This window comes from Nibrella viscosa, assembly GCF_039541875.1.
GTDB lineage: Bacteria > Bacteroidota > Bacteroidia > Cytophagales > Spirosomataceae > Nibrella > Nibrella viscosa.
The window spans coordinates 167,485-188,517 of the sequence record NZ_BAABHB010000007.1; the positions used below are offsets into that span (position 1 = coordinate 167,485).

General features: G+C 55.2%; 19 protein-coding genes. 11 read left to right on the forward strand and 8 right to left on the reverse strand.

All coding sequences use genetic code 11. From position 1 onward, the window contains the following. Window positions 1-15 precede the first annotated feature (15 nt). Together ABD931_RS17900 and ABD931_RS17905 are read right to left on the reverse strand one after the other, a co-directional pair. Window positions 16-807 carry a PD-(D/E)XK nuclease-like domain-containing protein gene (locus ABD931_RS17900; protein WP_345269225.1) on the reverse strand — a complete coding sequence of 264 codons (792 nt, stop codon included), beginning with the start codon at window positions 805-807 and terminating at the stop codon, window positions 16-18. A 91-nt stretch (window positions 808-898) separates the two neighbouring features. Continuing rightward, window positions 899-1,540: a hypothetical protein gene (locus tag ABD931_RS17905; RefSeq protein ID WP_345269227.1), complete on the reverse strand. Its 642-nt coding sequence runs from the start codon at window positions 1,538-1,540 to the stop codon at window positions 899-901. A 175-nt stretch (window positions 1,541-1,715) separates the two neighbouring features. Here ABD931_RS17905 and ABD931_RS17910 point away from each other — a divergent pair, with 175 nt between their 5' ends. The 7 genes from ABD931_RS17910 (at window position 1,716) to ABD931_RS17940 (ending at window position 7,473) form a co-directional block, all read left to right on the forward strand. Next, entirely contained in the window at window positions 1,716-2,102 is a 387-nt protein-coding gene (locus ABD931_RS17910) for a helix-turn-helix domain-containing protein (RefSeq protein ID WP_345269228.1), read from the forward strand. Between the two features lie 83 nt (window positions 2,103-2,185). Continuing rightward, window positions 2,186-2,662 carry a hypothetical protein gene (locus ABD931_RS17915; RefSeq protein ID WP_345269229.1) on the forward strand — a complete coding sequence of 159 codons (477 nt, stop codon included), beginning with the start codon at window positions 2,186-2,188 and terminating at the stop codon, window positions 2,660-2,662. A 130-nt stretch (window positions 2,663-2,792) separates the two neighbouring features. Continuing rightward, window positions 2,793-3,788 carry a mevalonate kinase family protein gene (locus ABD931_RS17920; protein WP_345269230.1) on the forward strand — a complete coding sequence of 332 codons (996 nt, stop codon included), beginning with the start codon at window positions 2,793-2,795 and terminating at the stop codon, window positions 3,786-3,788. Between the two features lie 83 nt (window positions 3,789-3,871). Continuing rightward, complete coding sequence (galU, locus tag ABD931_RS17925) at window positions 3,872-4,741, forward strand: UTP--glucose-1-phosphate uridylyltransferase GalU (RefSeq protein WP_345269321.1); 870 nt, start codon at window positions 3,872-3,874, stop codon at window positions 4,739-4,741. 59 nt (window positions 4,742-4,800) lie between these two features. Further along, window positions 4,801-5,523 (forward strand): 3-keto-disaccharide hydrolase, encoded by a 723-nt coding sequence (locus tag ABD931_RS17930; protein ID WP_345269232.1) that lies wholly within the window; start codon window positions 4,801-4,803, stop codon window positions 5,521-5,523. 86 nt (window positions 5,524-5,609) lie between these two features. Next, complete coding sequence (locus ABD931_RS17935; RefSeq protein ID WP_345269233.1) at window positions 5,610-6,473, forward strand: hydroxypyruvate isomerase family protein; 864 nt, start codon at window positions 5,610-5,612, stop codon at window positions 6,471-6,473. A gap of 115 nt (window positions 6,474-6,588) precedes the next feature. After that, entirely contained in the window at window positions 6,589-7,473 is an 885-nt protein-coding gene (locus tag ABD931_RS17940) for a hydroxypyruvate isomerase family protein (RefSeq protein ID WP_345269234.1), read from the forward strand. Window positions 7,474-7,698: 225 nt separating this feature from the next. Here the strand turns inward: ABD931_RS17940 and ABD931_RS17945 are convergent, their stop codons facing one another. Together ABD931_RS17945 and ABD931_RS17950 are read right to left on the reverse strand one after the other, a co-directional pair. Continuing rightward, window positions 7,699-7,953, reverse strand: coding sequence for a hypothetical protein (locus tag ABD931_RS17945; protein WP_345269235.1), 255 nt, complete (start codon window positions 7,951-7,953; stop codon window positions 7,699-7,701). Window positions 7,954-7,972: 19 nt separating this feature from the next. Next, on the reverse strand, window positions 7,973-8,536 hold the full coding sequence (locus tag ABD931_RS17950) for a hypothetical protein (RefSeq protein ID WP_345269237.1): 564 nt from the start codon (window positions 8,534-8,536) through the stop codon (window positions 7,973-7,975). Window positions 8,537-8,698: 162 nt separating this feature from the next. Here ABD931_RS17950 and ABD931_RS17955 point away from each other — a divergent pair, with 162 nt between their 5' ends. Both ABD931_RS17955 and ABD931_RS17960 read left to right on the forward strand, forming a co-directional pair. Continuing rightward, window positions 8,699-10,048 carry an APC family permease gene (locus tag ABD931_RS17955; RefSeq protein WP_345269238.1) on the forward strand — a complete coding sequence of 450 codons (1,350 nt, stop codon included), beginning with the start codon at window positions 8,699-8,701 and terminating at the stop codon, window positions 10,046-10,048. Between the two features lie 12 nt (window positions 10,049-10,060). Then, a complete protein-coding gene (locus tag ABD931_RS17960) occupies window positions 10,061-11,902 on the forward strand; it encodes a hypothetical protein (protein ID WP_345269239.1) in 1,842 nt (613 codons plus the stop codon). On the opposite strand, the gene ABD931_RS17965 is transcribed toward ABD931_RS17960, so the two are convergent. The 3 genes from ABD931_RS17965 to ABD931_RS17975 form a co-directional block, all read right to left on the reverse strand. Further along, window positions 11,887-12,651 (reverse strand): class I SAM-dependent DNA methyltransferase, encoded by a 765-nt coding sequence (locus tag ABD931_RS17965; protein ID WP_345269240.1) that lies wholly within the window; start codon window positions 12,649-12,651, stop codon window positions 11,887-11,889. The genes ABD931_RS17960 and ABD931_RS17965 overlap by 16 nt on opposite strands. A gap of 104 nt (window positions 12,652-12,755) precedes the next feature. Beyond that, window positions 12,756-16,805, reverse strand: a complete 4,050-nt coding sequence (locus ABD931_RS17970; RefSeq protein WP_345269241.1) for an AAA domain-containing protein — start codon at window positions 16,803-16,805, stop codon at window positions 12,756-12,758. 99 nt (window positions 16,806-16,904) lie between these two features. Next, window positions 16,905-17,987 carry a TerC/Alx family metal homeostasis membrane protein gene (locus ABD931_RS17975; protein WP_345269242.1) on the reverse strand — a complete coding sequence of 361 codons (1,083 nt, stop codon included), beginning with the start codon at window positions 17,985-17,987 and terminating at the stop codon, window positions 16,905-16,907. A gap of 145 nt (window positions 17,988-18,132) precedes the next feature. On the opposite strand from ABD931_RS17975, the gene ABD931_RS17980 reads away from it, so the two are divergent. After that, complete coding sequence (locus ABD931_RS17980; RefSeq protein WP_345269243.1) at window positions 18,133-18,873, forward strand: glycosyltransferase family 2 protein; 741 nt, start codon at window positions 18,133-18,135, stop codon at window positions 18,871-18,873. Here ABD931_RS17980 and ABD931_RS17985 read toward each other — a convergent pair. Continuing rightward, complete coding sequence (locus tag ABD931_RS17985) at window positions 18,833-20,014, reverse strand: type III polyketide synthase (RefSeq protein WP_370469329.1); 1,182 nt, start codon at window positions 20,012-20,014, stop codon at window positions 18,833-18,835. The genes ABD931_RS17980 and ABD931_RS17985 overlap by 41 nt on opposite strands. Window positions 20,015-20,077: 63 nt before the next feature. Here ABD931_RS17985 and ABD931_RS17990 point away from each other — a divergent pair, with 63 nt between their 5' ends. After that, window positions 20,078-20,968 carry a UbiA family prenyltransferase gene (locus tag ABD931_RS17990; protein ID WP_345269246.1) on the forward strand — a complete coding sequence of 297 codons (891 nt, stop codon included), beginning with the start codon at window positions 20,078-20,080 and terminating at the stop codon, window positions 20,966-20,968. Window positions 20,969-21,033 lie beyond the last annotated feature (65 nt).

The following is a 21,033-nucleotide window of genomic DNA, read 5'->3' on the forward strand; positions in this document are numbered from 1 at the left end:
ACGGTTGAGTTTACATTAGGAAGCCAGGCCGCTGCTGACCGGCCACAGATCCGGTTGTGCGGGTTGCTCTTCTTTCCACTTCCGCAGCCAGAACTGGTACTTCTTCCGGCCGTACTCCACAAAATTGGGAATCGAGGTGGCGTCTACCGCAAACAGCCGGTGCGGCTTCTGCTTCTGTACGCCAATGAAAACAAACCGGAACCGGCGGGTGTCGGCCCACTCCGGCAAATCGGCGTAGCGGAGGCTGTCCAGGTAAAAAGCGGCCTGCCGGTCGTAGTCGTAATCGTAGCAGGTTTGCAGAAACTGCGCCTGCGTCCGGGCCGAGGTCGTCTTAAAATCAAGGATAAGCGCATTCCGGCGCTTGGGGCTGGTATAGACCACATCGAGCCGGGCTTTACAGGCCAAACCGCTCAGGGGGTCGGTAAACAGCACCACCCGCTCCCGCTCCGACTTCCGCAGGTAGCGCCGGCAAAAGGCATCCTCCCGGATTGTCTGTGTCAACTGCTGGAGTTTGGCCGTATCGTTATTGTCCAGCGTTGCCTTGCCCACCAGCCTCGATTCGGTCAGGTCGGGCAGCAGTTGCTCCAGCACGGTCCCAATGGTTTCGGGTTCCAGCAGGTGGCGGTGAAAGGCCCGGCCAAAGGTCTTAGCCTTCTCCGGAACGAACCGCGCCGACGGCATCGACCAATACCCCAGGTGTTCTTCTTTCAGCCGGGTGAGGTCGGAGTTGGATACACGAACAATCGACCGATAATCGGTCAGGCCGGGGGCCAGTTCAGGGGTGTCAATTGTGAGTTGGCTAATCATAACGTACGAAAAATCGGGAGGAAGGGCGATAGGAGAAAAGGAGAAACAGGACTAAGCCATTTCTCTTTTCCTCCCCATCGTCCCTCCTCCGTTACTCTCCCGCCGTCAGCAGTTCCGGCTCTTCGGCTGCGTTGGCGAAGGGATTATAATAGTTGAAAGCAGTTTTGATGTTGGCAATATCGGTTAGCGTTTCCTGGCGGAAGATCTTGTGGTCCTGCGCAAACTGCTTCAGTTCGGCGGTACGGTCGGCATCACCCAGTTTGTACGAGAATGTAGCGATATAGTACACGCCCTTCGGCTGAATCTTGGTGTTCTCTTTCTTCTCGGCAACAGCCGTAATAACCACATCGGCCAGGGTGAGGTCGTCGTAGTACAGCGGCTCAATCAGCCGGAAAATATTATCGACCGAATAGCCGTGGAACAGGATCGCCGACACGCAGTTCTTCTCGTCCAGAAAGAAAATCTCGGCCCAGTTTTTGGTACCCATGTTCAGGATGTTGTCCGTGAAGATCCGCCAGGCCAGCGGCTGGAAGGTCAGCGTCCGCCCAATCTTGTCGGTACCGTTAATATTGAACACGCCTTCCTTGGCATCAAAGCGGTACTGGCGGGGGTGACCTTCCAGATATTTATACCGGTTAACTACCTCACCCGTGACTTCGTGAATTTTTTGGTACGGTTTCACGATCAAACCGCTTTGATTTGTCTCGGTTGTGTTATTCTTTTGCATGTTCATTAGTATTTGTTGTTTACTGTTCGAGCAGGGGGCCCATATTGCGGTCCCTTTTGCCTTTTACAGGGGTTCATTTAACAGGTAAATATACATAAAACCGTGTAAATTTCTGGCCATTTTTGCTAAAAATTTCGGCCGTTTTTTACATAATATTATGTAAACGATAAGCCATTCGCCCATGACCATCGAAGACCGCCTGCAGCAGCTTATAGAGGCTCTGGATATTAGCGTTCTGGAGTTTGCCCGGAAGCTGGGCGAGCGCCGGGGTGAAAAAATTTACCATATTCTTCACGGCCGGATGAAACCCCGGTTCGATACCCTCCAAAAAATTCTGATGGTCTTTCCGCAGGTCAACGGCGATTGGCTGCTGCGGGGCGAAGGGCTGATGTTCCGGACACTGAACCCCTCCCCCACGGCCGCCATTACCACCGAGGAGCGCCTGCGCAATATGGAGTTCCTGCTGTTTCAGTTGAACGAGCGCATGGCCCTGCTGCAACAGACCAACGATCAACTGCGGGATGAAGTGGCAGAACTGAAAGAGCGGGTGACTACCAAAGCTGGATAAGTTACTTATCGGCCGGCGGCTCTGGTTACCGGCTGAAACAACACCCGGTGGTTTCGGGTTATATTGAAAACTCTCAACACGTTATGGACAACAAACGATCAGCGTTCGATCCCGAAGAGGTCGATCCTAAATTTTATTCCAATAATCCCCATCAGCACGGCACATCCGACTATGGCCGGGTATCGGAAGGGACCAACCTGGAAACGTTCAACTCGGTGTCTGGTATGGACCAGGATACAGAAAATACAGAAATGATAGCCGGTATGCGGGAGCGGAACCTGGGCGAAGGCCATCCGGCAACGCCCAAGGGTGAAAGCCTCGACACCGATCAGGAGTGGGAGGTAAACCCGGATGCCGTTAACCAGGGTAGCCACGAAAAGCCTAAAATGATGAGTGACGAAGCGAACCGCAAGCTGGAGCAGATACCCGACAACCCGTCGGACGAAGCTCTGTTCCATCGCAACGATGCTACATATCTGGAGCAGGACGATAATCCGAACACAGACTATGACCCACACAATATGGGGTATGATAATCAGCCCGGAAAGCGAACCAGGTAAAGTATTTCAGTAACGGCGGCCGGAATCAGATATTCCGGCCGCTTCTTTTTTGGGCTGGTCGATAATAGAGTGCCTACAAAACCTATTTTCTTTGTAAACTTGTCGGTTCGTACACCAACCTTGCTGTCTCTTGATTATCGAATCCCGTGCCTACGCCAGGGCGGGCCTGATGGGCAATCCGTCCGACGGCTTCTTCGGCAAAACCATATCGATCTCTGTTCGCAATTTCGGCGCGTCTGTTAAGCTCTACCCTTCGCCCGAGCTGATTATTGAACCCCAGCCGCAGGACACCAATGAGTTTCGGAGCATTTACCACCTGCGCGACGCCGTTAGCACGCTGGGCTACCACGGGGGCGTACCCCTGCTGAAAGCGGCCATCAAAAAGTTTCTGGAGTACTGCGAGCGCGAGCAGATCAAGCTGCCCAACCGAAATTTTTCGATCCGCTACGCTACGTCCATTCCCCGGCAGGTTGGCTTATCGGGTTCCAGCGCCATTATTGTTGCCGCTTTCCGGGCGCTGATGCGCTTTTATGATGTGGAGATTCCGCTGCCCATATTGCCAAACCTCGTCCTGGCGACCGAAACCGAAGAACTGGGCATAGCGGCCGGTTTGCAGGACCGGGTAATTCAGTGCTTTGAGGGCTGCGTGTACATGGACTTTGACCGATCGCTGATGGAGCGTCAGGGCCACGGCTACTATGAACCGCTCGACCCGCGGCTGCTGCCCAAACTGTATATCGCTTACAAAACGGAGCTCGGCAAACAGTCGGGCAAGGTGCATAACGACGTACGGTCGCGGTGGCTGCAGGGCGAAGAACTGGTTGTACACACGCTGAACAGCATTGCCGATGTAGCCGGTCAGGGCCGGGAAGCGCTGCTGCAGCAGGATACCGATGCCCTGAACAGCCTCGTCAACCGCAACTTCGATCTGCGTTGCCAGATCTATCCCATCAGCGACAGCAATATGGCGCTGATTCGGACCGCCCGCGCCTGTGGAGCCTCGGCTTCATTTACCGGGTCCGGCGGCTCCATCATCGGCATCTACCGCGACGACGCCATGCTGAACCGACTCTTTATCGAACTTAAGAAACTGAATGCCCGCGTGATTAAGCCATATGTTATTTAGTTGACTAGTTCATTGGTTCATTGGTTGACTGGAGAATGTTGTTGCCAGTCAACCAATGAACCAATGAGCCAATGAACCAATCCATGATAAAAAAAGCCATCATCCCCGCTGCCGGATTGGGTACGCGGTTTTTGCCCGCCACCAAGGCGCAGCCCAAAGAGATGCTGCCGATTATTGATATGCCCACCATTCAGTATGTGGTGCAGGAGGCTGTTGATTCGGGCATCGAAGACATCCTGATTATCTCCGGAAAAGGCAAACGGGCCATTGAAGACCACTTCGACCGGAACTACGAACTGGAAGCCAAACTGGTAGAAAAAGAAGATCGGGCGCTTTATGATGAAATGCGCCGGCTGTCGGATCTGGCCAACATTCATTTTGTGCGCCAGAAAGAACTCAACGGCCTGGGCGATGCCATCAGCTATGCCCGCCACCATGTGGGCAACGAACCGTTTGCAGTATTGCTGGGCGACACCATCATGGACTCGGTGATTCCGGTGACGCAGCAGCTCATCGATACCTACCAACAATATGGTGGGTCGGTGATTGCGGTAGAAGAGGTGCCCGCCGATAAGGTAAACCGCTACGGCATTGTGGGCGGCAAATCGCTGAGCGACCGAATTCTGGAACTGGACACGCTGGTGGAGAAACCCACTATCGGCGAGGCTCCGTCGAATCTGGCCATTGCCGGGCGGTATGTGCTGTCGCCGGAGATTTTTTCGGCCATCGAGCAGACGGGCATGGGCAAGAACAACGAAATTCAGTTGACCGACGCCCTGCGGCTGCTGCTGAAGCGAGAGTGCATTTACGCTCACCACATCGAAGGTAAGCGGCACGACATCGGCAACAAACTCGACTTTCTGAAAACAACCGTTGAGTTCGCGCTGAAGCGTCCGGAGTTTGCCGAACCGTTCCGGAAGTTCCTGAAAGACATCTTACAGGATAAAAGTTAGATTTTTTGTTGCTATTTTTGACTAAACGTTTTTACTGAATTCTTAACTAACTCATACGTATGCGTCTTTTTCGATTGACAGCCGTTGGACTGCTTGCCTTATCCATCACCCTGCACCTGGCCTCCGCCAATGCCGCGGTAAAACCCGGTAAGCCTAAAAAAGGCAAGTGGGAGAAAATTTTCGACGGCAAAACCCTGAACGGCTGGCACAACTACCTGAAACAGGGGCAGCCGGTTTCCGATAAATGGAAAGTGGAAGATGGTGCCATTACCCTGACGCAGGGCCGGGCCGGTGACCTTGTCACCGACAAGGAGTACGGCGACTTTGAGCTGGAGCTGGAGTGGAAGATCGCTGAGAAGGGCAACAGCGGCATTATCTACCACGTGAAGGAAGATCCGAAATATAAAGCGACATATGAGACCGGCCCCGAAATGCAGGTACTCGACAATGAACGTCACCCGGATGCGAAAATGGGCCGCAACAACAACCGGACCGCCGGCTCGCTCTACGACATGCTGCCTCCGACCGATCCGTCGGCCTACAAACCCGCCGGCGAGTGGAACAAAGCCAAACTGATTGTAAAAGACGGCAAAGCCGAACATTACCTGAACGGTAAAAAAATTGTGGAGTACCCCACCAGCGGCCCCGAATGGGACAAAATGATAAGCGAAAGCAAGTTCAAAGGCTGGGAAGGCTTCAACAAATACAGCACCGGTCGCATTGCCCTCCAGGACCACGGCGACCGCGTCTGGTACCGCAACATCCGCATCCGAGAACTGTAATTTAGTTTAAGGTTTGAGGTTTGAAGTTTGAAGTTAAACCTTGGCCTTGAACCTCAAACTTCAAACCTTAAACCTCAAACTAAAGAATGTCTTCCCGCCGAACTGCTCTCAAAACCCTGACCGGCACCGCCCTGACGCTGTCGCTGGCAGAAACGCTGGCCGCCCAGACGGCTGCCGCTGCTCCCGCCCTGAAAGGTAACATCAAACACTCGGCCTGCCGGTGGTGCTACAGTAAAATTCCGCTCGAAGAACTGTGCAAGGCTGCTAAGGAAATTGGCCTACAGGCCCTCGATCTGACCGGTCCCGACGAGTGGCCGGTCCTGAAAAAATACGGCCTGACCTGCTCCATGGCGCAGGGGGCCGGTAAAGGCATAGAGCGGGGTTTCAACGACCCGGCTCTCCACGACGAACTGGTAGCCAGCTACGAGGCTATTTTTCCGAAGCTGAAAGATGCCGGCCTCACCAACGTAATCTGCTTCTCGGGCAACCGCCGGGGCATGGCCGACGAGCAGGGGCTGGAAAACTGCGCCAAAGGCCTGAAGCGGCTGATGAGCAGCGCCGAAAAGCATGGCGTGGTGATGATTATGGAATTGCTCAACAGCAAGGTCAACCACAAAGACTATATGTGCGACCATACCGCCTGGGGGGCCGAACTCTGCCAGCGCGTGGGCTCGGAGAACTTCAAGTTGCTGTACGATATCTATCACATGCAGATCATGGAGGGCGACATTATCCGGACGCTCAAAGAAAACAGCAAGTACATCGGCCACTACCACACAGGCGGCAACCCCGGCCGCAACGAAATTGATGACAGCCAGGAGATCTACTACCCGGCCGTGATGAAAGCCATCCTGGAAACCGGCTACAAAGGGTTCGTTGCCCAGGAGTTCATCCCCAAGCGCGACCCCCTCACCTCGCTGAAGCAGGGGGTGATGATTTGTGATGTATAAATTTAGTTTGAGGTTTGAGGTTAAAAAGATCACCTCTAATCTGAGAGCGTCCTATTGTTGAAGAATTAGTGTAGCTTAACTTCAAACCTCAAACTTCAAACCTCAAACGACAATTATGTCTACCCGCCGAACGGCCCTCAAAACATTAGCCGGTACTGCGCTGGGCGCGGCTGCCTTTGACTCTATAGCTATGGGTATGGATACGCCCATGAAACTGAAGGGTAATATCCGGCACTCGGTGAGCCGCTGGTGCTACGCCAGCATCCCGTTTGAAGAGCTGGTGCAGATCAGCAAGAGCCTGGGGATCGAGTCGGTGGAGCTGACCGGCCCTGAGGAGTGGAAAGTGCTGAACAAATACGGCATGACCTCGGCCATGGGCTGGATGGACCCCTGGCCCAAAGGTACCGGCCTGACCAGTTTCTTCAACAATCCGAAGAACCATGATACGCTGGTTGAGTTGTACACCAGTCTGATTCCACAGGCAGCCAATGCCGGGGTGCGTAACCTGATCTGCTTCTCGGGCAATCGCAACGGCATCGGCGATTACCAGGGCCTGCTCAACTGCCAGAAGGTACTGAAGCGCATTATGCCCATCGCCGAGAAGAACAACGTGCTGCTGACGATGGAACTGCTCAGCTCCCGCGACAGCCACCCCGACTATCAGGCCGACAATGTAGAGTGGGGTGCCGTGCTGTGCGAGATGGTAGGCTCACCCAACTTCAAGCTGCTGTACGACATCTTCCATATGCAGAGCATGTCGGGCGACCATATCCGCAACATCCGTCGGTACCATCAGTACATCAGCCACTACCATACCGGAGGGCATCCGGGCCGCCACGAAATCGACGAGACGCAGGAGATTTACTACCCTGCTATCGTAAAAGCCATTGTAGCGACCGGCTACAAAGGTTTTATCGGGCAGGAGTTTGTGCCCTCATCTAAAGACAAACCGGCTATGGTGGAGTCGCTGAAAAAGTCGGTGCTGATTTGCGATGTGTAGAGATTAGTCGATAGTCGTTAGCTGTCCAGCGCCAGCCCTGACGCCTATCGACTATTGACTCTTATCCCAAACTCCCCTTCTTCAGCGCCATTACGCAAAACACTGCCAGTGCTCCGTTCTGCTGCTGCGCTGTTCATTATAGGCCTGCAGGCGCTGAAACACAAAGAAGCCTCTCTTAACCGCTGATTGGTTAAGAGAGGCTTCTGGCATTTTTGAGCAGATGGCTTACCGCTGACCACCATTACTGTTCCTGGCAGACCCCTGACCGGTCTTGTTTTGAGTACTCCGGTTGATGGTACCGCCGGTACTGCCCGGCTGTTGATTCTTTTTGCCAAGATCGGTAGCCGAGCCGGGTTGTCGGCCCTGCTCGGCTACCGTCACCCGCGAGGTACTGACCCCACCCGCCCCCGACGGTGAAGCGGTATTCAATCCGGCCTGCGTCTGGCTACTGCCTGCCGGAGCCTCATTAGCCTGAGTCATGTTATCGGGTGTGCGGCTCTCAGTCCCTTACGCCAGACACCGAACCGGGTCGGGTAGAACCCGACTGCCCAGAGGTAGATAGCGTAGAGGTGCTGAGGCTGGGTTGCTGCCGTACCGTAATTTTGGTATTGGTACCCGGTGCACCGCCCGGCGTAGGCGCACTGGCAGTACCCTCCGACGAACTACCCTGCGTTCGCACGCGTGGCCCCGTCGCCGGTAACCGATTCACCCATTGGGGTTCAGGCTCAATACTCGGATTGGGTCTGGCCGGGTTGTTGGATATATTGTCGCTCGGTGCGACAATGACATATTCATTTCCCTGAGACGAAGTAGGGCCGGTGGGCGAATAATAACTGTTGCCGCTGCTGGTGACGGTCTCACCCTTCATTTTACCACTGCCCACTTCGCTATTACCGCTACCAACCCGATTCATCCCTCTGACCGAGCTGGTTTCATTCTCTGGTACAGTGTTTGATGTGACCCCCGAAGTCGTTTTCAGCGAAGGCGACGATTTTGTCTGAGCTATAGATCGGGTAGTCAGCATCATCGACAACACTAAACTACCAATAAGTATCTTTTTCATAACGCGACGTAGTTTCTGAATTGTAATCGTTCCTTTATCAACCCTAATCTATAGGCTTTGTTTGCAAAATTAGCCTGCAGAACTGACTGCAGCGATGTGTTTGCTGCCGGAACTTTTCGGACAATGGCGGCATTTGCCAATAAACCCAAATCTGCCGTACGCTTGAAGAATTCTACTGCTCCTGATTTGCAGACACTCCCCCGCCGGCTCAGCTTACTGCAAGGCACCGCCCTGAACATGATCGACATGGTGGGGATCGGGCCGTTTGTGGTGCTGCCGCTGGTGATTCAGACCATTGGCGGGCCGCAGTTTATCTATGCCTGGGTGCTGGGGGCGCTAATCTCCTTTATTGATGCCTTTATCTGGGCCGAACTCGGCGCGGCTTTTCCCAAAGCGGGCGGCAGCTATAACTTTCTGAAGATTGCCTACGGGGAGCAACGCTGGGGTAAACTCCTCTCCTTTCTGTTTGTCTGGCAAACGCTGATTCAGGCTCCGCTGGTAGTTGCGTCGGGCGCTATCGGTTTTGCCCAGTATGCCTCTTACCTGTTTCCGCTCGACGACTGGCAGCGCCGACTGGTATCCGGGAGCGTTGTTGTGTTGATTGTGCTCCTGTTGTACCGGCGCATCGAGACCATCGGCCGCATCAGCCTGCTGCTCTGGGCTTGTGTGCTAACGACCATGGGCTGGATCATTATCGGGGGGCTCAGCAACGCCACCCAACCGGTGCTACAGGTGGTTCAGGCCGCTGGTCCGCTCACAACCGGGTTGTTTGGCGCGGGTCTGGGCGCGGCTTCGGTCAAAACCATCTACTGCTACCTGGGGTATTACAACGTTTGCCACCTGGGTTCGGAGATCCGGAACCCGCAGCGCAACATTCCCATCAGCATGTTTATCTCCATTGTTGGCATTGCCGCCCTGTACCTGCTGATGAACATTAGCGTGGTGAGCGTAATACCCTGGCAGGAGGCACAGCAGAGCACCTTTATCGTCAGCACGTTTGTAGAGCGGTTGTACGGCCCCGAAGCCGCCCAAATGGCCACCTGGCTGGTGCTGGTGGTGGCGTTTTCGTCCTTGTTTGCCGTGCTGCTGGGTTATTCGCGGGTGCCCTATGCGGCTGCCGCCGACGGGCAGTTTTTTGCCATTTTTGCCCGCCTGCATCCTACCCGCCATTTCCCGCATTTGTCGCTGCTGTTTCTGGGGCTGCTGGCGTTTGTGTTTAGTCTCCTGTTCCGGCTGGCCGATGTAATTACGGCTATTCTGGCCATGCGCATTGTTATCCAGTTTATCGGGCAGGCGGTTGGGCTGCTGATTCTGCACCGGAACCGCCCCCGCACCGACTTTCCGTTCCGGATGCCGCTGTATCCGCTGCCGGTGCTGCTGGCCATTGTCATCTGGGCGTTTATCTTTGTCTCCACCGGCTGGTCCTTTATGTTGTCGGGCCTGACGGTCATTGCCCTTGGCGTGGTCACCTTCCTGCTTTCGGCGCGGGTAAAGCGTCAGTGGCCGTTTTAAGCGAACCCGTTTATGCGAACGTCTTTCTGGATTGTTGTCTTGCTGCTGGCGACCGTCTTCTACGGCTTGTTTGTTATCAAAGACTTCCGCAATCCGATTACCGACTGGGGCGATACCGATGTCTGGGAATATTACGGCTATTATTTTGCCAAAAACTTATCGTTCAGCCCTCTGCCGACGCTCGATCTGGTTAACAACCAGCTGGCCTATCCATACGGAACCAATCAGGCGCTGCAGGATTGGGCCGTTGAGCGGGAGTTGTTCTACGCCTTTCTGTACCGGCTGATGGGTACTACCGGGCCTTATCTGCAGATGTACCTGATTGTATCGGTGTTACTCATCGCCTTTGGCGTGTTCGGTTTGCTGAGGCCGGTGGTGGGCAATCCCAAAGCGGGCCTGGCAGCTGGGGTGATGGCGTTTTGTAACTTTTACGCCATTCACAAATATCCGGGTCATCTGGCTTTCACCGCCCTGCACTGGACTACCCTCAGCCTGGTAACCGACTGGCTATTAGGCCGGCGGGTGTGGTTACAGCAACCGCTGACCTTACGTTTCCTGCTGGTAAAGGCTTTATTTCTGGCTCTCGTGCTGGGACAGAACCTGGGCTATGTGGCCGGTTATGCCCTATCGGGGTTTAGCCTGACAACGCTGTTCTGTATGGGTGTTTACCTTAATCGCAGGCGCCGGGTACCGTTCAGGGCGTATATCAGCCTGGACCCGTTCGTGTACCGGGGGCAGCATTTGCTTTTGCTTACTGGCATCGTTGCCGTAGCTTTTCTGTATATACCGCTGGTGCTGCAAATTGCCGCTGCCGCCAAAAGCCTGCAATCGGCCAGTTTGCCGATGGGTATCTTCTGGGATAACCCCCTGCGGCTGTGGCTACCGTTACTGCCGGGTATCAGCCCCTATCATCTGGATTATCAGCCGTGGCTACGCGACAGCACAGAAGGGATGGGGCCATCCAGTCCGGGGCTTTTTCTGACTGCACTGGGACTAATCGGCTTTTTTCATGCACGCAACAAAGCGGTGTATCTGCCGCTGCTGGTCCTGATGGGCCTGTGTTTGCTGTTTCATACCACCCGCCTGCCCACGCTCCGGATTTTTCCCTGGTTTTTGTTCACCAGGGTATCTTCCCGTGCCACGTTGATTTACCCGGTTATTCTGACGCTGCTGGCGCTTTCTGTGGAGTGGAAACGGCTGCCGGCCCTGCTACGCGCAGGAATTATAGCGCTGGCGCTGGCAGAAACCGGCACCGCCTACCAGGCTCATGTCGCTTATTTTAATCCAGTGGCGGTGCACCAGCCGTTCTACGCGTATATGAATACTGTGAAGCAAACCCCGGGAGAAGCCGTTCTCGACTGGCCATTCTGTGCCTTAGGGGATAATGGCCTGGGCGAAGACCTCTGTCCGTTCTTTTACCAGACCTCCGGCACGTTTGCCCTGCGCCGGTTTCACGATAAGAAAGTAATGGGCTTCTTTCTGGGCCGGCTGCATCCCGCCCAGATAGCCCCGTTTGAACAGGCCAACTGGCCCTGCCTGTTTATGCCTAATAACCCGAATCTGTTTAAAGCCACCCGGCAACGCCGGTGCTTTACCGGTACAGAAATGCAGCGTTTCGCCGATTTTTTTGCGTACAACGATTTCTGCGGTATCAACCTCTATCCGGACCTGCTGGCCCCCGGCTGCGAGGAGGCTTTTTACCAGCGCTTTGGCCGTCCCGTCGCCGAAACCGAACTGCGGTTTACAGGTCGGGTAGTATTTATTCCCAAACCCGATTCCTTACGCCGGCGGCTGAATCCAGCGCTGGGCAAACGCATCCGGCTTGCCTGTCAGGAGGATCAGGCCGGGCGCTGATACACCACAAAGACAGAACTGCCGAAGGGTGCTTTGGGCAGCACTTGTTCTTCGGCCCGGACCAGCCCATACAGCAGCCCGTTGATGCCATCCCCTGGGTAGCCCACATCGGAGTGCAGATTCTGGAGCTTGAGTATCCTGAGCCGGATACCCAGCAGTTGCGCTTTACGGTAGCCCCAGATCAGCGGTGCCAGCAGAAAACTCCAGTAGGTGCCGTACCGAAGCGGCATCCCCACCGCCTTACCGAACACGGTAAATTCATTCAGGTTGAACCGCCGGGGTATTTTCAGCACAATCGAGTGAACGCCTTCGAACGCTTTGAGGGCATTGTTGTTGGTGATAAACAGGCCTCCCGGTTGCAGCCGGTTCCGGAACTCCGTCATTACATGCCGGATTTCATCGTCGGTAAGGTAGCAAAACACATCATTGCAGATGATGACATCGAACGGCTCCGGCGGCAGCGTACCCACGTCGCGCAGATCCAGTTGGCGGACGTTCAGGCCACGGGCGCGGGTAAAGGCCACGGCATCTTCCGAGAGGTCCAGCCCCTGCAGATTTTGGTAGCCATTGTTCTGCAGGAATGACAGCATACCGCCCGTGCCGCAGCCGGCATCCAGCACGCGCAATGTGCGGTTGTTGCCAAACTGCCGCTGAATCTGCCGCAGCACCTTGCCGTGCAGAATTCGGTACCACCATAACCGGGACTCCACCCGGAACATCACTTCGTATTCGTCGTGCAGACCGATCATTTTGATTTGAAGTTTGAGCCGGGCGGCCGGTGCCGTTTGAGGTTTGAAGTTATGTTCGCAGTCAAATTAACCTCAAACGTTAAACTTCAAACCTCAAACCAAAATTAAACCTTCCCCCTCCAGTACTCGCGGCTGTATATTCGTCGGTGGGGCCAGTGTTTGGCGCGGAGGGCGAAGGGCATATAGGCGTGGGCGTCTTTGGGACTTTGCTGGTAATACTGGTCGTCGTCGGTCAGCAGCAGCGATTTATACTGTTTGCCGTCTTTGATGGTCAGGTCGGCAAAGGGCAACTCCGGTTGCCAGTCGGGGTGACGGGTGGTCAGTTTATCTTTTAGCAAAGCACCGGAGCGCAGCCCGTCGGCCGGGCGTGGCTGGGGCCGGAATTGCCCCTCGGCCACCTGGCGGGCGTAGGTCAGGTAGGCTCTCAGGAGCCTGGGGCCTTCGTTGGCGGTCTGGTCTACGTTTAATTGCTCTGGCCAGAGGCTGGTCACCACATAGATCCGCTCCCGCGCCCGCGTAATGGCCACGTTCAGCCGGTTTTCGCCACCCGACGCGTTCAGACTGCCAAACTGCATGGTGAGCCGCCCCGCTTCGTCCGGTGCGTACCCCAGCGAGAAAATAATGATGTCCCGCTCGTCGCCCTGCACATTTTCAATGTTTTTGACGAAGGTCACTTCGCTGGTCAGGTCTTTATCAAACGTAGCCAGCGGCAGGTTTCTGAGTTCGCCGGCAGCTACCGGATGCAGGCGATCCACTTCCGGGTGAAAATAGCGCTCCAACCGCTCCTGAATCAACTGCTGCTGGGCATAGTTGAACGTCAGAATACCGATAGACTTCCCCGGCTGCTCTACGGCAAGCTGTTCCAGCAATTGTAATACCGTCTCAGCCTCGAGGGGATTGGTGTTCTGCCGCCAGGTACCGTTTACCTTCAGGTAATGAATGGCCGGTTCGTGGCGGTTCATGTCCTGGCAGTCGGGTAGCAGTAGCAACCGGTTGCGGTAAAAATGCTGGTTTGAGAAGGTGATGAGGTCCAGCGAGCGGCTGCGATAGTGGCCCAGCAGCGACACCTGCGGCAGATACTGGCCTGCCAGATCGAGCAGCGATTCAACCTCCAGCAGCACCGGTGTTTCATCGCCGGCTTCCTCCTCATAGCGAACACGATACAGATCGCTGGGCCGGAGTTGCTGTTTATCGCCGGTCACCACCACCTGCTTGCCCCGGTACATGGCCGGCAAGCCGCTTTCGGCAAAACACTGAGAAGCTTCGTCGAAGATGACCAGGTCGAACAGCCCTTCTTTAAGCGGGAATATGGCCGAGACCGACTCCGGCGAAGCCAGCCAGCACGGCACCAGCTTAAATACCTCATCGGCATACTGCTCCATCAGTTTCCGCACAGGCCAGACGCTGCGCCGTTTGGTGGTCTGGTGCTGTAGTTCGCGGTACGTAACCGGGTTGTTCAACCGGTTAAACGTCAGGTTTTTGTATGTGTGCTCCCGCAGCTTCACCAGCAGCATATCCCGGCTGAGCGCCTGCTTCCGGCGTATACTTTCCTGTAGGTCGTGCTCGATCTGCTCATTTTGCAGGGATGACACTCCCCGCAGCCTCGGGTATTTTGTTTCAATATGTTCGATCCAGGCTAGCCGGATTGAGTTCTGAAAGAGTGCCGTAAGCTGATCGGGCGTTCCGCTTGCCAGATCACCATCCGTTACCGGCATCGCATCATACAGCCGCTCAATCACTATCTGCTCCACATCGCTGAAGCGCTCCCAGGCCTTATCGGTCTCCACCAGCAGGTCAAAATCGTCCTGAAGCGCGTGCCGTAGTTGCCCGGCATAATCAGCATCCTGCCAGGCTTGCTCAATCTGCCCCTCTGTCAGGTAGCGCTGCCAGTCGGCCAGCTGTGGCAGAACCCGGGCCGCCAGCGCCGACAGGGCCCGTACGGTTTGGGTAAACACCGGGAACGACTCCCAAACGGCCGGCGGCAGATAGGTGGTAGCGGAGAGCGGCCGCAGTTGCTCGGCAGCTTCACCGGCGCGACAGAGCAACCGGAGGCTGTCGGGTTCGTTGGGCAGCGCCGGAGAGAGCGCCAGCAGGGGCATGGCCTGCCGCCGAACCGATTCCAACTGGATACGCTTATCGACTTTATGCGTTAGCGTCAGGAGGTCATCGGCGGAAACCGAAAGCCGGTTGGCCGTTGCTACCTGGTGTACCTGTTCTTTGCCCTGCCCCCGCAACTGCCACCAGTTCCAGGATACCCAGGAGCTGCGGGCCTGCCGAGCTTCGTCGAGCCGATTACGGAAAGCAGGCAAGTCATCGGGCGGTAAGGTTGTTTCGGGTCCGGGCGTGTCAAGCGCTTCGTTCCAGCTACTGGCGAGTGCCTCCAGTTGCGGCCGGGCCGTTTTACAGGCCGGATGCGTCGGGTGGTCCACAAAAAAGCGAACCACCGACCAGATCAGGTCAGCATCCGGACCCGCCCCTTCTATCAGCGCAACCACGCCGGCCAGCCGGTCGGCATCGGCATGCCAATGCGCCCACTCGTCCAGCGTCAGCGTTCGCCCGATCAGGTCGGTGGTTTGCTGGTTGATGCTTTGGGCCGTGTTGGAAATGTTCCCGACCGCTTTTTCAGCCACCGACAAGGCCGACGCCGGTAACTGGCTGAAGGATACCCGATCGGCAAAAAGATGATTGGGGCCAAGCCGTTGCCGGCAGGCGGTGTACGCCGTCAGCTTCCGCAGAAAGTCGGCCAGGGTATCAAACCGAAACCGACTGTAAAAATCACTTAACGGGATAGCCGATGCCGAAGGATTGCTGGTAAGGTATAGCTCTTTGACCGACAGGCCGCACTCGGCGGTGTCGAACAGAGCCTCTTTAAACGCCTGCAACTCGGCCGTCAACTGATCAATTTTACGGCTCTCCGTATCAAAGTCGCGTTCCATCACCACGGCATCGAGGCTGTAGTTTTGCCGCTTGTAGGTATCAACGGCCTCAATCTGGCCGGCAATCTGGCTGTAGAGCGGCTTACGATCGTTCTGAAAATCGTGGATCAGGGCTATAAACGGCTCCATACCGACCTGCCGCAACCGGTTGTAGACCACATCCAGCGCTGCCCGTTTCTGGCAGACCAGCAGCACCCGTTTGCCCTGCGCGGCTCCGTCGGCCATCAGATTGGCAATGAGTTGTGATTTACCCGTGCCCGGCGGGCCCTGCACCACCAGCGACTGCCCCGCCTTCACGGCCCGCACGGCCGCTTCCTGTGAGGCATCCATCGGTAAGGGCGTACGCAGGTGCTCTTCACGGATTTCGTCGGCGATCGATTTAGGCGTGATAAACGGAATGCCGGCTCCGTTACGGGTTCCCGGATCAGTATCCGAATTACGACTGGCACGGGCGATGAGCGCGTCATAGTCCGGAGCCAGAAACGAGCCGGCCTGCGGGAATATGCCCAGCACAGCCTCGGGATACAACTTCAGTTCGCCGGTCCGTTCCGTTGCATCCAGGCTCTTCAGAGACTGCTTATCGAACGACTGGAGCTTATTCTCAAACAAATCCTGGTTGAAGTTGATCTCCAGTGGACTGGCCTTCAGCCATTCGTACAACTGTATACGAAAAGCCAGCGGATCATGGGGAAAATCGGTAAAATCCTGTTCCAGGTACTCATCCGGCACAGAAACCCGGTTAAAGTGGGCATAAGCCAGCAACACGGTAGCGTTAACTGTAGCGGCTGCGTCGCCCCGGCGGGTGAGCTGCCATTGATTGCCTTCCTGCTCCAGATGAACCGGAAAAAACAACAGCGGCCCGTGAACCACTGTACCGTCCATCAGCTTACCCCGCACAAACGGGTACCCCACATACAAATCCCAGGTACCGCGTTCTTCCTCAATAAACTGCTCGGTTCGGGCAATGCGTCGAAGCTTCCGGCTCACGTCGTTCACCCGCTGGTTCCGGCTGTCCAGCACATCGCAGAGCGGAATAACCGGTCGTTGCGTAATCAGTTGGGCTATCAGGTCGAAGGATGGTCGGTTGAGCAGGAAATCGGTATCGTGCAGGTCGAGAAACTGCTCGGCGGGCAAGCTGCTGAGTAATAATGAACGGTTACGGCTGCTGAGGTTGGTCAGCCGTTTACGGTAAACTTTCAGGATGTCGGGCGTGAACATGGCAGGACAATATACACCAAAAACAACACACGGATGCCCGAGGTTTACGCTGGTATGTAAATCCGGGCATTCGTGCGGCTTGTTCTATCCAACGGTTCGTCAGACTCTCACTTCCTCGTCTTTCTCTACTGTTTTTTTCTCCGGAATCAGCCAGGAAGCTACAATACTTACCCCCAGAATGGTCAGAATGATGTACAGCGAGTACACAGTTTCAAAGCCGATCTGCTCCAGATACGAATGGGCCAGCATCTTCGCTCCAATAAACGTGAGCAGTACCGCCAGACCAACTTTCAGGAAGCGGAACTGGCTCATGATGCTCGACAGGAAAAAGAACATCGACCGTAGCCCCATGATGGCAAATACGTTGGAGAAAAAGACGATGTACGGGTCTTTGGTGATGGAGAAAATCGCCGGGATGGAGTCGACGGCAAACACCAGGTCGGTAAAGGCCACCACCACCACTACAATAAACAGGGGAGTGACAAATAGCTTGCCGTCGGTTTTGCGCCGGACAAAGAAATGGTCAATTACGTTCCGGCGGTATACGTTCAGGTACCTGGCCGTTATCTTCACCACCGGATGATTTTTAGGCTCGATTTTCTCGTCCTCCTCTTTCTGGAAGAACAGGCTGATACCGGTATACACCAGAAACGCCCCGAAGATGTAGATAATCCAGTCGAAGCGCTGCAGCAGGGCCGAGCCCACGAAAATAAAAATAAACCGGAGGATAATGGCCCCCAGGATGCCCCAGACCAGAATCTTTTTATAAAACCGCTCCCGCACACCGAACGACGCAAAGATCATGATGAACACGAAAATATTGTCGGCCGACAGCGAGTACTCCACCAGATAGCCGGTGATGTATTCCAGCGCCATGTTTTTCTGAAACAGCACCCGGCTCGCTTCAAAATTGCCGGTAATCAGATCAACCTGGGGTGCATATAAATCCCGGACCGCTTCAAGCCGGGCCATGGAATCGATGCCGTGAATCAGATACCCGTAATTTTGTATGAAAAAATAGAAAGCTATAGATAAGGCAACCCAGATGGCGCTCCAGATACCAGCTTCCTTAAAACTAACCACATGGCTTTTTTGCCGGGTCAGCATACCGAGGTCTAGTGCCATCACAAACAGCACAAATGCGGCAAAGCCCAGAAAAAATAAGGTTTCGCTATCCAGCATAATTCGTTAACTAACTAACAGAAGAACGCCGGTTTTGGAAAGAAAGTTAGCGATGGCGTCCGAAAAACGGCGCAATATCGGCAAAGGATTTCGTTCGTGCGCAGGAAATGTTGGGACATTGGCGTTCACTCCTTAGTTTTGAGGCATGTTTAATGGTAAAAAAGTCATTGTGGTGATGCCGGCTTACCGGGCCGCCCTGACATTGGAACGTACCTACCGTGAAATTCCGCTCGATCTGGTTGATGAGGTCATTCTGGTTGATGATGCCAGCCCTGATAATACCGTTGACGTAGCCCGGCAGCTGGGTATCCGCCACGTGATCCGTCACGACCTCAACAAAGGCTATGGCGGCAATCAGAAAACCTGCTACCGCAAAGCCCTCGAACTGGGCGGAGACATTGTGGTGATGCTCCACCCCGACTACCAGTACACGCCTATGCTGCTGCCGGCCATGATCTCCATCATCGGCAATGAGTTGTATCCGGTGGTGTTTGCGTCCCGCATTCTGGGCAAAGGGGCGCTCAAAGGCGGTATGCCGATGTACAAGTATATTGCCAACCGCTTTCTGACGTTTACGCAGAACCTGCTGATGAACCAGAAACTGTCGGAGTACCACACCGGCTACCGGGCGTTCTCCGGCGAGGTGCTGCGAAGCCTGGACTTCACCCACAACTCCGACGATTTCATCTTCGACAACGAGATGATTGCCCAGATTTTTTATAAGGGCTATGAAATTGGTGAGGTTACCTGCCCTACGAAGTATTTTGAAGAAGCCTCGTCGATTAACTTCCGCCGGAGCAGCATTTACGGGCTGGGCGTGTTAAAAGTTTCCTTGTTTTATATGCTCACGAAACGGGGACTGATGCGCTGGAAACTGCTGACGTAACCCGCTCGGGCCTGGTCATGTTCATTTCCAGAATCATAGACTCCAGCGTAAGGCCCGGCCCAAAAGCGCAGCTCAGAATGTTGGGCTGGGCGTCGGCCGTTCCCTGCGTCAGCACCTCGCGCCAGATGGCGGTGAGCACAAACAGCACTGTGGCCGACGACATATTGCCGTATTGCCGCAGCACCTCATAGGCGTAGCGGTTCTGCTCCGGTTCCAGGCCAAGTTGCTGCTCAATCACTTCCAGAATGCGCCGGCCGCCGGGATGCAGGGCGTAGTACCCGATGTCGCCGATGGTCAGGCCACTCTTTTCCAGCAACCGTGACATCAGCTTACCAATACCGTTGCGGATCACCGTCGGCACCTCCTGCGTCAGCGTCATCTCAAAGCCGTGGTCGTTGACGTGCCAGGCCATTTCGTCTTTCCCCTCCGGCAGCAAATCACAGTAGAACGTACGCATCCGCAGCGACCGCTCCGCCCGGGGTTGGGCTTCAACCAGCACGGCGGCTGCGCCATCGGCAAAGAGAGCATTCGAGAGCAGATGGTCGGTTTCCGTTCGTTTCTGAAAGTGCAGGGTGCAAAGTTCAACAGATACTAGTAGTACCTTAGCGTCCGGGTCGGCCCGGACAATGGCGTCGGCCGTTTTCAGCCCGTTAAACGCCCCATAGCAGCCCATAAAGTTGATCGCCAGGCGTTGGGTGGTGGAGGGCAGATCGAGGGCTTCCAGGATTTCAATATCCGGACCGGGATTAGAAAGACCGGTACAGCTTACCACAATCAAATGGGTAATTTGCTGGAGATCGAACTCCGGGTAATCCGCCAGGCAATTCTGAATGGCCTTGACGGCCAGGGGTGTAGCTTCCGTACGATAAATAGCCATGCGCTGGCCCACCGTTGGGAAGGGCTCCAGGCCGGGTGTGTTCGGATAAAACGTAAATTTACCTACCCGAAGGCCGTAGTCGGGCAGCACCGAGTGGCGCTGCTCAATGCGGGTCTGTCGGTAAATGACTTGCAGGCGTCGTTGGTCGCGCTCGTCAAACTGTAGCGCGTCGGCCATAAACTCGGCAATTTTAGACTGTGGTATGGCATAGGCCGGTACGGCAGTGCCCAATGCGTTGATATAACTGCTATGCTGATTCGGCATACTGAACATCGCTCGTAGGTATTGGGGTATAACTATCGGTTGTATAATAATGTTGGTGGTCGCATGGTAACACACGAAAAAAGCAGACGCATGACCGCCCGGGCGGTATGGTTGCATTTGCGGGTACCGTTCTCGTTCTTTCTGCTGCCGGTTTTCTGGTTCGCCCTGAGCCAGTCGCCCCAGTCGGATACAGGCCGGGCGCTGGCGGTGGTGCTGATCATCCACCTGCTGCTTTACCCGGCCAGCAATGCCTACAACAGCTATTACGATAAAGACGAGGGCAGCATCGGCATTCTGGAAACGCCCCCGCCCGTTGACCGGACGCTGTTTTACGTCGCCTGGGGGCTCGATATTGTGGCGCTGGTACTCGGAGCTTTCATCGGCTGGCCATTTGTGTTGTACCTGCTCATCTACGGTACCATCTCCAAAGCTTATAGTAACGACCGCATCCGGCTCAAGAAGTACCCTATTCTCAGTTGGCTGGTGGTGGGCACCTTCCAGGGCGGCCTTACCTACCTGATGACTTACCAGGCCATCAATAACCTGCCGCTGCGGGCACTTGCCGACCCCCGCCCTCTGCTGGCGGCTCTGCTCTGCACCCTGAACCTGCTGGCGATTTACCCCATTACCCAAGTATACCAGCACGACGAAGACAGCCGCCGGGGCGACCTGACTATGAGCCGGCTGCTGGGCATCCGGGGCACGTTTGTCTGTGCCATTGTAATGTTCGGGCTATCGGTAACGGGCTATTACTTCTATTTCGAGGGCGGTTCGCCGTTTTATATGCTATTGGGGTATCTGCTGCCGGCCGCCGGTTTCTTCCTGTTCTGGTTCTGGCAGGTTTACCACGACGCCGGCAAGGCCAGCTTCCGCTCGGCCATGCGCATGACCCTGCTGGCGGGGCTGGGACTCAACGCTTTTTTCCTGACCCTGCTGTGGCTAAATCATTCGTAGCCAGTGCAGAGCGGTTTTTTCGGTGCGGTTTTCTAAATTTTTTCGGCAAAACCTCTTGACAAATG

Coding starts and splice junctions, on each gene's coding strand:
- ABD931_RS17900 (WP_345269225.1), bottom strand. CDS start 807: ATGATTAGCCAACTCACAATTGACACCCCTGAACTGGCCCCCGGCCTG.
- ABD931_RS17905 (WP_345269227.1), bottom strand. CDS start 1,540: ATGAACATGCAAAAGAATAACACAACCGAGACAAATCAAAGCGGTTTG.
- ABD931_RS17910 (WP_345269228.1), top strand. CDS start 1,716: ATGACCATCGAAGACCGCCTGCAGCAGCTTATAGAGGCTCTGGATATT.
- ABD931_RS17915 (WP_345269229.1), top strand. CDS start 2,186: ATGGACAACAAACGATCAGCGTTCGATCCCGAAGAGGTCGATCCTAAA.
- galU (WP_345269321.1), top strand. CDS start 3,872: ATGATAAAAAAAGCCATCATCCCCGCTGCCGGATTGGGTACGCGGTTT.
- ABD931_RS17930 (WP_345269232.1), top strand. CDS start 4,801: ATGCGTCTTTTTCGATTGACAGCCGTTGGACTGCTTGCCTTATCCATC.
- ABD931_RS17935 (WP_345269233.1), top strand. CDS start 5,610: ATGTCTTCCCGCCGAACTGCTCTCAAAACCCTGACCGGCACCGCCCTG.
- ABD931_RS17940 (WP_345269234.1), top strand. CDS start 6,589: ATGTCTACCCGCCGAACGGCCCTCAAAACATTAGCCGGTACTGCGCTG.
- ABD931_RS17945 (WP_345269235.1), bottom strand. CDS start 7,953: ATGACTCAGGCTAATGAGGCTCCGGCAGGCAGTAGCCAGACGCAGGCC.
- ABD931_RS17950 (WP_345269237.1), bottom strand. CDS start 8,536: ATGAAAAAGATACTTATTGGTAGTTTAGTGTTGTCGATGATGCTGACT.
- ABD931_RS17960 (WP_345269239.1), top strand. CDS start 10,061: ATGCGAACGTCTTTCTGGATTGTTGTCTTGCTGCTGGCGACCGTCTTC.
- ABD931_RS17965 (WP_345269240.1), bottom strand. CDS start 12,651: ATGATCGGTCTGCACGACGAATACGAAGTGATGTTCCGGGTGGAGTCC.
- ABD931_RS17970 (WP_345269241.1), bottom strand. CDS start 16,805: ATGTTCACGCCCGACATCCTGAAAGTTTACCGTAAACGGCTGACCAAC.
- ABD931_RS17975 (WP_345269242.1), bottom strand. CDS start 17,987: ATGCTGGATAGCGAAACCTTATTTTTTCTGGGCTTTGCCGCATTTGTG.
- ABD931_RS17980 (WP_345269243.1), top strand. CDS start 18,133: ATGTTTAATGGTAAAAAAGTCATTGTGGTGATGCCGGCTTACCGGGCC.
- ABD931_RS17985 (WP_370469329.1), bottom strand. CDS start 20,014: ATGCCGAATCAGCATAGCAGTTATATCAACGCATTGGGCACTGCCGTA.
- ABD931_RS17990 (WP_345269246.1), top strand. CDS start 20,078: ATGGTAACACACGAAAAAAGCAGACGCATGACCGCCCGGGCGGTATGG.